11 protein-coding genes are annotated in these 13,283 nt (G+C 39.3%); all 11 read right to left on the bottom strand.

Translation table 11 applies throughout. From position 1 onward, the window contains the following. Positions 1 to 5: 5 nt before the first annotated feature. From cysK to CORI_RS03640, 11 genes are read right to left on the bottom strand one after another with little or no spacing between them, the layout of a single operon-like run. The gene (gene cysK / locus CORI_RS03690) at positions 6 to 917 is read right to left on the bottom strand and encodes a cysteine synthase A (protein ID WP_173030855.1); all 912 of its coding nucleotides are present in this window, start codon (positions 915 to 917) and stop codon (positions 6 to 8) included. 9 nt (positions 918 to 926) lie between these two features. Beyond that, positions 927 to 2,030, bottom strand: a complete 1,104-nt coding sequence (locus CORI_RS03685; RefSeq protein ID WP_173030854.1) for a glycosyltransferase family 4 protein — start codon at positions 2,028 to 2,030, stop codon at positions 927 to 929. A gap of 4 nt (positions 2,031 to 2,034) precedes the next feature. Next, positions 2,035 to 2,703: a 3-methyladenine DNA glycosylase gene (locus tag CORI_RS03680; protein ID WP_173030853.1), complete on the bottom strand. Its 669-nt coding sequence runs from the start codon at positions 2,701 to 2,703 to the stop codon at positions 2,035 to 2,037. 8 nt (positions 2,704 to 2,711) lie between these two features. Continuing rightward, positions 2,712 to 3,518, bottom strand: a complete 807-nt coding sequence (locus tag CORI_RS03675) for a TIGR00282 family metallophosphoesterase (RefSeq protein ID WP_173030852.1) — start codon at positions 3,516 to 3,518, stop codon at positions 2,712 to 2,714. Beyond that, the gene (locus CORI_RS03670; RefSeq protein ID WP_173030851.1) at positions 3,515 to 4,279 is read right to left on the bottom strand and encodes an ATP-binding protein; all 765 of its coding nucleotides are present in this window, start codon (positions 4,277 to 4,279) and stop codon (positions 3,515 to 3,517) included. Before CORI_RS03670 ends, CORI_RS03675 begins: the two co-directional genes overlap by 4 nt. After that, positions 4,276 to 7,224 carry a transcription-repair coupling factor gene (mfd, locus tag CORI_RS03665; protein WP_173030850.1) on the bottom strand — a complete coding sequence of 983 codons (2,949 nt, stop codon included), beginning with the start codon at positions 7,222 to 7,224 and terminating at the stop codon, positions 4,276 to 4,278. The genes CORI_RS03670 and mfd overlap by 4 nt, the downstream gene beginning before the upstream one ends. After that, entirely contained in the window at positions 7,214 to 8,392 is a 1,179-nt protein-coding gene (locus CORI_RS03660) for a Mur ligase family protein (RefSeq protein ID WP_173030849.1), read from the bottom strand. Before CORI_RS03660 ends, mfd begins: the two co-directional genes overlap by 11 nt. Beyond that, entirely contained in the window at positions 8,382 to 9,947 is a 1,566-nt protein-coding gene (locus CORI_RS03655; RefSeq protein ID WP_173030848.1) for a GGDEF domain-containing protein, read from the bottom strand. The genes CORI_RS03660 and CORI_RS03655 overlap by 11 nt, the downstream gene beginning before the upstream one ends. After that, the gene (lptE, locus tag CORI_RS03650) at positions 9,931 to 10,467 is read right to left on the bottom strand and encodes an LPS assembly lipoprotein LptE (protein WP_173030847.1); all 537 of its coding nucleotides are present in this window, start codon (positions 10,465 to 10,467) and stop codon (positions 9,931 to 9,933) included. The genes CORI_RS03655 and lptE overlap by 17 nt, the downstream gene beginning before the upstream one ends. Positions 10,468 to 10,469: 2 nt before the next feature. Next, positions 10,470 to 12,935 carry a leucine--tRNA ligase gene (gene leuS, locus CORI_RS03645; protein WP_173030846.1) on the bottom strand — a complete coding sequence of 822 codons (2,466 nt, stop codon included), beginning with the start codon at positions 12,933 to 12,935 and terminating at the stop codon, positions 10,470 to 10,472. A gap of 8 nt (positions 12,936 to 12,943) precedes the next feature. Next, a complete protein-coding gene (locus CORI_RS03640) occupies positions 12,944 to 13,282 on the bottom strand; it encodes a DUF6394 family protein (protein WP_173030845.1) in 339 nt (112 codons plus the stop codon). Position 13,283: the final 1 nt, after the last annotated feature.

The raw sequence follows: 13,283 nt of genomic DNA, 5'->3' as shown, positions 1-13,283 counted from the left end.
AAATTTTAAGCCTCGTAAAGTGGCGTGCTTAAGTATCTCTCGCCATTATCAGGTGCGATAAACAGCACTTTTTTGCCATCACCTAGCCTTTTTGCCGTGCGGATAGCTACCGCAAGAGCCGCACCTCCGGAGATCCCAAGCAAAATTCCCTCGCTTTTTGCCAAGGCCCTAGCCGCCTCAAAAGCCTCTTCATTACTAACTAGCTCTATTGTGTCGATTAAAGAAGTATCAAGTGTATCAGGGATAAATCCCGCTCCTATGCCTTGAATTTTATGTGCGCCTGCCGGATTTCCCGAGATCACGGCTGATTCTTTTGGCTCAACGGCAACTATCTGCGTATCATAGCCATTTTCTTTAAGCACTTTAGCAACACCGCTTAGCGTCCCGCCCGTACCGACACCGGCTACAAAAGCGTCAAGATACTTAAAATCACTCATTATCTCAACTGCGGTAGTTTTTACGTGAGCTTGCGGATTATAAGCGTTTTCAAACTGGCTTAGCATCACATACCCTGGCTGTTTTGCAAGCTCATTTGCCTTTTCTATCGCACCTTTCATGCCTTTTACACCATCGGTTAGCACAAGTTTGGCTCCATAAGCTGCTAAAATTTTGCGCCTTTCGATACTCATCGTCTCAGGCATAGTTAGCACGACCTCATATCCAAGCGCGCTTGCCGTCATGGCTATGCCGATGCCTGTATTTCCGCTTGTTGGCTCAACTATGATATCACCATTTTTCAACGCGCCGTCTTTTTGCATCTCAAGAATCATATTTGCAGCGATTCTATCCTTAACCGAGCCGCCCGGGTTAAAAAACTCAAGCTTAGCGTAAATTTCTGCTATGCCTGCCTGTTTTAAGCTATTTAATTTTACTACAGGCGTCTTTCCTATCGTTTGAATTATATTATCATATATCATTTTATTCCTTTAAATTTTGCTTAAAATTTTATCTATATCACGGATATAGCTATCCATGCTAAATCTTTTTATGATTTCCTCATCGGGCATTTTTTGAATTGGCTTTTTAAGATTTTCAAGACATCTTAAAAGCTCTGAACTATCTCGATTTAAGATATGAAAATTTTCTTTATTTGATGAAATTTCATAAATTTCTCTTATCGCAGCGATATCTGAAAATATCACTCCAAGCCCATAGCCAAGAGCTTCTAAAACTACGCGTGGCATGCCTTCTGTGCTTGAAAAACCAAGCAGATAGTCGTTTTGCGAGTAAATTTCATCCATGTTTTTAACAAAGCCAAGATTTGTTACTTTGCCCTCTTTTTCTAAACGATTTAGCTTTTCTTGCGCCCTCTCTTTAAATTTACCGCCACCTGCTAAAGTAAGTTTGATATCATCTCGCTTCAGTCCAATCAAGGCGTCAAATACAAGCTCATGCCCTTTAAGTTCTAAAAAATTCGCACTCATTATTAAATTTATACTATCTTTTGGGCTATTATCTTTAAAATTCGAGTTAAAAATTACAGGGTCATAGACTACGTTCTTTTCTATCTTTAGCTGATTGTCATAAAATTGATGTGTCGAATTTGAAACACTGATAGGGGTAAATTTAAGCTTTTTTAAAATTTCAACCTTAAAATTTTCCACTTCGGCATTTTTTCTTAAATGCTGAACTACCTTAATACCAAGAGCGTTAGCCGCATCGATATATGCCAAATTCGTTGAAAAATGATTATTTAGATAAATTATGTCCGTTTTTACGCTTTTAAGCAGACTAAGAGCGAATTTAAACTCGTTTTTGTATAAATTTTTGGCTAAAATTTCTTTTGAAAAAGCTCTTAAAACTTCTCTTTTAAACTTTGAAATTTGCGGTTTTTCTTCAAATTTTATAAACTTAACACCGATATCGCTCATAGCTTGCGACACTCTCTTGCCGTCTATATCGTAATCTCTTTCAAAAAATACCGATATATCGTAGTTATCTTTTTTTGTAAGTTCACGCAAAAGATATATAAGACTTCTCGTGCCCCCTCCGCACTCAAGACCGGTATCGATAAATAAAACTTTTTTCACGATATCACCTTAACGTATCAAGCAGTTTAGCGCCTGCTTCGTCAATCTTCTTTCCTTTGAAGTGAGCTTTGCCAAATTCCACTATCTTGCCGTGATAGCGCGCAAAAATTTGATTTAGACCAAGCTCTTTTCCGTAAGCTTTGCAAACCGCGCTTGTATCGATATCTTCAAACCATTCACGCGCCTCTTCGTAGCTTTCAAATTCATATCCGAAATGAGCCAAAATCCTAAGTGCGTAGCTATCCACGCACATCACTTCGCGCTCGCAAGCGTAACAAAGTATCGCGTCACAAGTCTCGGCACCTATGCCTCTAATGCCAAGAAGCCACTCTCTGCTCACGTTTTGCTTAAAGCTATCAAAGCTGCCAAATTCCTCGTATATCGCCTTGCAAAGCAAGCTTAACCTCTTTGCTTTGGTGTTGTAAAAGCCGCTTGGTTTAATCATGATCGCAATACTTGCCGTGTCTAAATTCGCTAAACGTTCAAGAGTTAAATTTCCGCTATTTTTTAGATTATCAAGCGCTTTTTGAGCGTTTTTCCATGCGGTATTTTGCACTAAAATCGCTCCGACAATCACTTCAAAGCTACGCGAATTTGGCCACCAAAGCTCATCTTGTAAATCCGCTTTAATTCCCGCGTTTAAAAGCGTTATTAATAGTTCTTCGCTTCTCAAATTTCAACCTATCTATCAAATTTAAGTGCGTTTTGCACCTGCATCTCATCTATGCCGTCTATCACCCTAACCTTAAAAGCATCCACACACCTGCCCTCTTTACACTCAAAAACTATCATCTGAAAGATCCGCCTGCACCTTTCATTTACCTTAAAAGAGTGCTTAAAGCCCGTTACAAACGTCTTAATAGGCGCTTCTTTGTCCATACCGATAACTCCGTCAAAGGCTCCGCTTAAACCCACATCGCTTGCATAAGCGGTATGATTTAAAATTTGCAAATCATCAGTGCCTACGTGAGTATGCGTGCCAAATATCGCGCTAACCTGTCCGTTTAGATAGCCAAATATAGCGTTTTTCTCGCTCGTGGCTTCCGCGTGAAAATCAATGAGCACGTTTTGGCTCTCGCACTCTTTTAGAGCGTTTTGTGCCTCTAAAAAGGCGTTATTTGTGTGAGGCATAGCGTAATGCCCCATTAAATTTATGACACTTAAGCTTTTTTCGCCTCTTTTTAAATTTATCACGCCTTTGCCGGCAGTACCTGCGAAGTGATTATACGGACGAATTATCGGTAAGCTATCCATAAGCGAGGCGATCTCCTTTTTATCAAAGCTGTGATTGCCACCAGTTATCGCGTCTATCCCGCACTCTAGAAGCTCGGCTGCGTTTTGAGCGCTTAATCCAAAGCCGCCGCTTGCATTTTCGCAGTTTGCGATGATGAAATCAAGCTCAAATTTATCCCGCATCTTTTTAACGTTTTCAGCCACTATTTTACGACCCGCTCGCCCGACGATATCGCCTATAAATCCCGCTCTCACAAAAGCTTCTCTTTATAAGATAGATAAAACTGCTTTGCGGTTCGCCCTGACCTGCTAGCTCTAAGCGCGGAGTAGTTTTTGGCAAGCTCGTGAAGCATCTGCCTATCGCCCGTGTAGTTTTTAAAGTAAAAATCCACGATCTTAAGATACTCGGCAAAGCTTCCTTGGTAGAAACTTATCCAAAGGCCGAAGCGATCAGATAGCGAAATTTTTTCATCCACGCTTTCTGCGTAGTGGATCTCGTCACTAGTTACGCTTGTGCCTTCATTGTCGCTTTTTAGCTCGCTGATTAGATGACGGCGGTTTGAAGTGGCGTATATAAGCACGTTTTTAGGGGCTTTTTCTATCGAGCCTTCTAAAATCGGCTTTAAAAATTTATAGTTCGTATCTCCCGCTTCAAAGCTTAGATCATCGCAGTAAATAATAAATTTATAATTACTTCTGCGAACCTCATCGATGATATCAACGATAAATTGAAGTTCATCGCTTCTAAGCTCTATGAGTCTTAAGCCCTCGTTATGAAATTTAGTAAAAACAGCCTTTACCAAGCTACTTTTGCCACACCCTCTTGCACCCCACAAAATGGCGTTGTTAGCCTCTTTGCCGTCTATGAAATTTTGAGTGTTGGCTATTAACTGCTCTTTTTGTTTTTCCATGCCGACAAGGTTATCAAGCTCAACAAAATCAATCTCATGCACAGCCCTTAAAGCCCCTATCCTACGCCTAAAAACAGCAGCGTGACTCAAGCTCCAATCAATCATCTTGACGCCTTTCTTAGATGGATTAAAATTTCATCTATTATATCGTCATCATCTTTGCTTTTTGATTTTAAAACCGTTTTCTCGTCGTTTAAATTTGTAAGAACGATGTTTTGACCGCTGTTTGAGATAAGCTTAAAGCCCGCTTTTACGGCTAAAATTTTAATTATTATGAGCGATAAAAACTGTTTGGTATAAATGTCAATCTTACCAAACCTATCCTCAAGCTCGCCTTCTATGGCATGCACTTCGCTTACCTCTTCACACTTGCTAAGGCGACGATAAAGCTCTAGACGAAGCCTGTCTTCACGGATAAAATCTTGATTTAAAAATGCGTTTATACTAAGCTTAAGATCAACTTTTTTACTCTTAAAATTCTCTTTGTTTAAAAGCTTATTTATCTCGTCTTCAAGCATTTTGATATAAAGCGAATACCCGATAGCCTCGATATGCCCGCTTTGAGCCTCTCCGATTAAATTTCCTCCGCCCCTAATCTCTAAATCATGATAAGCAAGCACGGAGCCCGAGCCTAAAAACGAATTGCTCTCAAGTGCTACAAGCCGCTTTAAGGCCTCTGGCGTAAGCTCACTTCTATCCTCAACCAAGAAATAACAATACGCCTGCTTATCGCTTCTACCCACTCGGCCTCTTAGCTGATGAAGATCCGCCATACCGAATTTGTTTGCATTTTCTATGATTATCGTATTTACGTTTGGCAGGTGAATTCCGCTTTCAACAATGCTCGTGCAAAGCAAGATGTCGTATTCACCCGCTTTAAATTTCATCATCTCGTCTTCTGTGGTATTTGCATCTATCTTTGAATGAAGTATGAGGATGCGCAAATTTGGCAAAATTTTCTTAATCTGCCTTTTTGCCTGATCCATAGTGGCGATGTGATTGTGGATATAAAAAATTTGCCCGCCTCTTCTTAACTCCCGCAAAATCGCCTCTTTAATCACCTTTTCATCCCACTCCCTTACGCTTGTTCTCACGTCTAAACGAGAGCTTGGCGGAGTTTGAAGCACGCTATAACTTTTTACGTTGCTAAGCGCCATATTTAGGCTTCTTGGGATAGGTGTCGCGCTCATTGAAAGGATATGCGAGTTGCTTGAAATTTCTTTTAACTTCTCTTTTTGCTTAACGCCGAATTTATGCTCTTCGTCGATGATAATAAGCCCTAAATTTAAAGCCTTCAGTCCCAAAAGCGAATGAGTTCCCACGCAAACGCAAGCTAGACCCTCCTCAAGCGCTCTTTTAACGGCTGATTTTTCTTTTGCCGAGCTAAATCTATCAAGTCTAAAAACCGGAATTTCAAATTTGTCAAACCTGTCTTTTAGGCTCTTAAAGTGCTGAGCCGAAAGCAACGTCGTAGGCACGAAAAATAGCGCCTGAAATCCTGATTTAACGCATTTAAATATCGCATTCATAGCGATTTCAGTCTTGCCAAAGCCAACATCTCCGCTTAAAAGCCTATCCATAACCTTACCGCTTGCAAGATCTTTTGAAATTTCGCTTGCGGCCTTTTCTTGATCAATCGTATAATCAAAGCCCGCATTTTGCAAGAAATTTAAGTATTCGGCATCATCTTTTTGTATGATTTCGGCGCGAATTAGCTCTCTTTTAGCGGCAAGTTCGATGATCTTGGAAGCGATTATGAATAGCTTTTGGCGAACCTTTTCTTTTATCTTGGCAAAGCTAGCCTTACCAAGCCTATCAAGTGCCGCTATACAGCCGCTTTGAGCTATATAGCGGTCGATTAAATTTATATTTTCGACAGGCAAAAGAAGCTTGTCGTCGTTTTGATAAACGATAACTACGAATTCGCGCATGCTTCCTAGCACGGTTATCTTTTCAAGTCCCACAAATCGACCTACACCATACTCTTCATGCACAACGTAGTCATTTATCTTTAGCTCGTCAATCACTAAACTTGCACGCTTAACGCGGCGCTTCTTTTCAAATTTATTAAGCGAAACGATGATTTCATTACCGGAAGTTAGATTTACGACAACGTCGCTTTTAATAAATTCTATATTTTTATATTCGCTTAAATTTAACGAGTTAAAAAGCCCGTCGTTTCGGGCTATGACCTTGATATTTTTATTGGTGTTAAGTTCAAAAAAGTCCTTATTAGGCGTTACGGACAGGTCTTTGTAAATTTTTGCTTCAGGAATCACGGGCAAATCATGAAGCGCGCTCGTATCTCTCTCAAAATCCTCGAATTTAAACTCTTTTGCAAGGACGGTCTTAAACTCCTTGCTATAATCTATAAAACCATCAATCGCCCAAAAACCAAGTGAATTAAGGTCATTTATCAAAGCCTCGCTTTTTAGCTGTTGCGCTTTTTGGCTTGCTTTTTCAAATTCATCCTTGCTAAGCGCTGCGATAAATGGTGAAATTTCAACGCTTTCAAGTTCGGTTTTGTTTGAAATTTGAGTGCTGGTTGAGTAGTTTCTGATGCTTTCTATCTCATCGTCAAAAAGCAAAATTCTATGTGGCTCATCGCTTCCTATGCAAAATATATCAATGATATCTCCGCGCAAGCAAAACTCGCCCTCGCTCTCAACGATATCCACAGGCTCGTAACCAAAGCGCATAAGCTCGTCAGCTAGCTCGTTTAAGTTTAACTTATCGCCAAATTTCAGAGTAGTTTTTTGTAGATGTTTTTTGCCGGGAAGTTTGTTTAAGATGGTTGAAATAGGAGCTATAAGAAGCTTTTTGCCCTCAAATTCGTAAAATTTAGAAAGCTTAGCCGACAGCTCGTAAAGCTCTGCGCTAAAAGAGCGTAGATCATCGCCAAAATGCGCTCTAAAATCAGGCAAGCTAAACGGACAAACGCCTGCAAATTTAACCGCATTTTCGATAAGCAAAACCTCCTTGTCGTCTTCACAAACAATAATCTGGGCTTCATTTGGTTTTAAAAGATACTCATATATCCTAGCTTGCATCAAACTGCCTTAAAAAGGCTTCAACTAAGAAAAATGAGCCAAAGGCCAAGTATTTCTCTTTGCTTTTTTGCGACTCCGTAAATTTTAATCCCTTAAAGTCATCATAAGCAACGCCCATATCATCAAGCACTAGCTTTATCTGATTTGTCGCAAGTTCTCTTTGGGGGCTTTCATATTCGTAGATTAAGACATCTTTTATGATAGGCTTTAACGCCTTTAAAACAGCATTAAAATCCTTATCGGCAAATGAGTTATAGATCAGAGTTAGCTTCTTGCCTCTAAATTTTTTAGCCATGGCAAACGCAGCAAGTTCATTGTGTCCTACGTCAACCCAGACATTTGAAGCTATCCTTTCGCATCTTCCGTGCAAATTTAACTCATCTAAATCAGATATCTCAAATTTACCCAAAAGCGCCTTACTGGCAGCTCCTGCTAATGTCAAATTCGAAGCTAGAAACTCAGGTAGGCTAAATTTCAAGGCATATTCAGCTATGGCTTCTTTGTCGGCTTCATTTAAAATTTCACTTGCAAATTTTACTGAAGCGCTCTTTTTTTGTGCGATTTGATTTAGTATCTTAACGCTTTTCTTATCCATGCTGTCGCTTAAAAGAGCTTTAGCGTCATATCCTAAGGCGTTAAATTTAGTAGTTGAAATCTCTTCGATATCATTTCCAAGAACGCCGACATGATCAAGCCCGATAGGAGTGAAGATGTTAAATAGCTTCTCATAGACGTTTGTCGCATCAAGCTCGCCCCCCATCCCGGCTTCGCAGATAAAAAAATCGCATTCATGAAATAGCACCGCAGCAAGTAAGGTGGCGTATTCAAAATAGCTGGTTTTTATCTTAAATTCATCGCTTAGCATAGCTTGTAAACGCTTATGCGCAGCCTCTAAAGCATCTGCAGAAACGACATCTCCGTTTAGCCAAAATCTTTCGCGAAATTCAAATATATGAGGGCTTGTGTAATGCCCCACGCTCTTACCTTGAAGATGCAGAATTTGAGCTAAAAACCTTCCTGTTGAGCCCTTACCGTTTGTACCTATTATATGTATTATCTTAAAGGGATTTAGACTATCTTTTATACTTTTCCATGCACGCGGCATGCGAGTATAGTCGATCTCTTTATAAAAAAGCGGCTTTTGGCTTAAAAACTTATCAAGCTTCATTGGATTTTGGCATTACCATATTTCTGCCTGATTGTTTTGCTGCGTAAAGCATCTTATCTGCCGTTTCAAGAGTGGAAGCCAAATCGTTATTTTCGCTTCTTACCGCCACTCCACAACTTATAGTTACATTAATGCGTTCATCTTTATACATAAATTTAGAGCTTTGAATTATTTTGCGAATTTTATTTGCAAATTTTAGGCTATTTGCATGTGGAGTTTGAGGAAGCATCACTACAAATTCTTCTCCGCCGTATCTACCTACTATATCTATTTGGCGGGAGTATTTTCTAAGCATCTTGCCTACGCTTGATATAATTACATCGCCCGCCTCATGCCCGTAAGTATCATTAATCCTCTTAAAATGATCAATATCAAAAAAGCATATTGAATAATCCGTGCCAAATCTTTTATAAACCTCTTCATTGCGATCAAGCTCTTCCATGAGAGCTCTTCTAGTCGCCGTTTTGGTTAAGAAATCCTCTTTACTCTCGGCTTTTACGTTCTCAAGTTCTCCCTCAAGTCGATTTACCCTATCTTGAAGCTCTTTGATGGTTTTTTGATTGGAGCTCATCTGATTACCAAGCTCTCTAGTCTCGCTATCAAGCATATCGGCTATGCTCATAAGCTTATTTCTAATACCCTCAAAGCTATCTTGCCTTAAATTTATTAAATTTATCTCGCTCAGGTCTCTTTTGATGTTTTGCATCTTAGTTGAGCTTATAGTAGAGCTACTCATAAGATTAGTAACACGAATATTGATACTCTCAAGCACTTCATTTAACACTGAAACTTTGCTTGAAATTTCCGCCTTATCAAGCTCTATACGCTTTTTAACAAGTTTTTGTATCTCGGTTTTTACACTCTCTTGCTCAATAGATTTCGGATCGCTTTTTAAATTTAGCTCAAAGGCGCTAATTTCACTATCCATCTGATCTGATATCGAAGGGGTTAGCATTAAAACTATGAGAGGTATCATCTTTTGGCAGATATAAGCGCTATCGTGCGATCTCATAAGCGAGTTATCAAGATCTATGATAAGGCTTTGTATATCGTCATAATTTTTCACGCCATAGCTATTAAGTCGGCTAAAAAACGAGTCGTCATAATTCGTCAAAAACTCAAACCATTTGTCTTTAACTTTTTCTACCGTAGCCATATCAAGCTTGCGATTAAGCGCCTCTATGCTCATATCAGATAACTTCCTAGCTTCTTTGTTATGAAGCGCGGCAGTGGCTTGTAAAATTCTTTTACTCATTAAAGATAAAGCATTAACTAGTTTTAACGAGTCGTTTGAACCTGCTGCGTTTAGCCTGGCGCTAAGAAACGCAAAAAGCTCGTCTAAATTTTTAACTTTTTTACTTTTAAGCTGCTCTTGCAAGTCCGAATTTAACCTTGAGATATACTTTTCAAGTTTCTGGCAATCAGGCACTACTACACCGTTTTTCTTAGCTATCTCGCAAAATGTTTCGGCATAGTTATCAGGAGTTAGGATTAAATTTCTCTCCTTCATAACTCCTATAGTATCTCTAATTATCTGATTAATCTTTGTTGACATCTTTAAATCCCTTAACGGCAAGAGTAGCTATGTATTCGTCAAAGGCTTCTTGTGAAGCGGCTCTTATAGCGTTATACTTATCTGTCTCGCTGATAACGCTATCTGCATAACGAACGTCTTTAATCTTCCTTGATATACTAAAGTCATGCTCTCCGCTGGTAACTATCTTATAGCTTTTGCCGTTTTTAAATTTCGTATCAAACTCCAAATTTAACACCGCCTTATAAAGCGAAACATACCCGTCTTCATCATAAAGAAGTGCTTGAAAATTCATAGATCTGATACTTACGTTTATGGTTGTGCCCGCATTTTTATCGTCGCTTAAATTTCTATTCAACCTTGATACGATGCCCTCTTTTACGCTGTCTTTTATCCAGACGCTATTTTTGGGCTCGGATTTATCGATGAGCACATCTACATACACACTCTCATCCATTATCTCGTTAGCTATCTTTGAAACAGGCTTATATCCGCACCCGATTAAAAAAACAACGATAAAAATTGCGGCTACAAATCTCATATCTAACCTTTTACCACCAAATTTACAAGCTTTCCTTGCACATAAATTTCTTTTACGAGCTCTTTTCCTTCAAGCCATTTAAATACGGCTTCTTTGGCCGATTTTAAAATTTCAGCTTCGCTAGCGTCGCTTGACACTTCAACCTCGCCTCTTCTTTTACCATTTACTGTAATGGCTAAATTTAAGCTATCTTTTTCAAACACCTCTTCTTTTATCTCAATAGTGCCAAAATTTGCTCTGTTAAATAGATTTTCGCTTAACTCGTTTGCAATATGAGGCACGATCGGCTCAAGCAAATTTAGTATGATAAAAAACGCTTCAGTAGTTACATCTTCGTTGTTTTGAGCGTTTACTGCGTTTAAAGCCTCCATGCACGCAGCTATGAGGGTATTAAAAGTAAAGCTTTGAGTATATACCTCTTGGGATTTCTTAAGTGCTTCATAGACTTTTGCGCGAGCGTATTTTTCTTCTTTATTAAGTTCAGAGTGATTAATTTCGGGAATTTTAGAGCACTTTTTAACGCTTCCTGCTTTATCATAAAGTCTATTTAAAAATCTAAACGCACCTTCAACTGCGCTATCGTTCCATTCAAGCTCTTTTTGAGGAGGTGCAGCAAATAGTATAAACAGTCTTGCAGTATCAGCTCCGTAGTTTTTAATTATATCGTCAGGATCTACGACATTGCCCTTACTCTTACTCATCTTTTTACCGTCTTTTAGCACCATTCCTTGAGTAAGCAGCCTCTCAAAAGGCTCATCATCACGCAAATACCCAAGATCTCTAAGCGCCTTTTGAAAAAATCTCGCATATAAAAGATGCAGTATCGCATGCTCTATCCCGCCGATATACTGATCGACGTTCATCCAGTAATTTACGCTCTTTTCATCAAAGGCTTTTTCATTCCAAGTCTTATGATCGCTTGCATATCTAGCGAAATACCAGCTACTTTGGAAAAATGTATCCATAGTATCGGTCTCACGAATCGCATCACCGCCACACTTTGGACACTTAGTATGTTTCCATTTTGGATGTTTATCAAGAGGATTGCCTTCACCAGTTATCTCAACATCATCAGGCAGAGCAACAGGCAGATTTTTTATATCTTCGCAAACTACCCCACACTTATTACAATGAATCATAGGAATAGGCGCACCCCAATATCTTTGGCGAGAAATTCCCCAGTCGCGAATTTTAAAATTTACAACTCTTTTTCCGATCTTTTCGCTTTCAAATTTTTCTATGATCTTAAGCTTTGCCTCTTCATTATTTAGCCCATTTATAAGTGGCGAATTTATACAAATTCCGCTTTCGGTAAATGCTTTTGAGCTGTCCGCTTCGCTATCAATAGGCTTAATTACCCATTTAATAGGCAAGCTAAATTTACTAGCGAATTCAAAATCCCTCTCATCATGCGCAGGAACCGCCATAACAGCCCCGCTTCCGTAGTCAGCCAAAACAAAATTCGCTACCCAAACAGGCACTTTTTCACCGCTTAATGGGTGGATAACGTGAATTCCTAAAAATACACCGTCTTTTTCGCTTGCTTGGCGCTCTCTTGGACTTTGATTTAACATAGCTTTTATTTTCTCATTTGCCTCATCGCTTAAATTTCTACTCTCAAGCAGCTTTTTAACTATCTTGTGCTCAGGAGCAAGTGCAGTATAGCTAACTCCATAAATCGTATCGGGACGAGTAGTAAAAACCTCAAATCCTTGAATTTCTCCGCCTAAAAGCTCTTTTGAAGCTTCATCAAGGCTAAATTTAAACTCTAGACCAAAGCTCTTTCCGATCCAGTTTTCCTGCATAGTGATTACTTGATTTGGCCACTTGTCCTTTAATTTTTCAAGATTGGCCAAAAGCTCCTCGGCATAATCGGTTATCTTTAGATAATACCCCGGCAACTCACGCTGGATCACACTATTTCCGCATCTCCAGCAGCAGCCATCCTCAACCTGCTCGTTTGCAAGAACGGTTTGATCGTGCTTGCACCAATTCACTACGGCATTCTTGCGGTAAACAAGTCCCTTTTCATACATTTTGATGAAAAACTCCTGCTCGTATTTGGTGTAAAGCGGATCGGACGATGCAAATTCACGGTTTTTAGAAAATGAAAATCCAAGAGAGTGAAGCTCTTTTCTCATATAATCGATATTTTCATAAGTCCAAATTTTAGGATGAATTTTATGCTGTATAGCCGCATTTTCAGCAGGCATGCCAAAGCTGTCAAATCCTATCGGATGAAGCACGTTATAGCCTTGCTTTCTGTAATATCTTGCCAGTACGTCGCCTATTGAGTAGTTTCTTACGTGTCCCATGTGGATACGTCCGCTTGGGTATGGAAACATGCTTAATATATATTTTTTAGGCAAGCTATAATCATCTTTTGGCTCAAATTCTTCATCTTTTAACCAAATTTCTTGCCATTTTTTCTCAATTTTTAAGGCGTCATACTTCAAATTTTCAGCCATTTTATCTCCTAAAATTCTTCTTGAGTCTTGCCTGCTTCAACCAAAACAAGCGAAAGTGAAAAAAAGTTTGCGATAGCAGCGCCGATTGCAAGCGAATAAACAACGGTCATATTTCCTGTTGTTTGAAGCACTACAAACGCAGGTATAAGGTGCAAATCAGCCACAAGCGAACTAGCGAACAGCTCGGCTGATAAGACATTTTTTACACCGATTTTAAGCAGTGTAGAGACTAAATTTACGCTTGCCGCTACAAATAGCGCTATCTCGTTTTTATCATACAAAAAGCCCGCCGTAGTCGTTAGACTCATCAGCGCGAAAAATATATAAACAACTTTTCCCCAGTTCATA

It is taken from the genome of Campylobacter sp. CCUG 57310 (assembly GCF_013201975.1).
Classification (GTDB): Bacteria; Campylobacterota; Campylobacteria; order Campylobacterales; family Campylobacteraceae; genus Campylobacter_A; species Campylobacter_A canis.
This window is presented reverse-complemented; position numbering and strand designations above follow the sequence as displayed.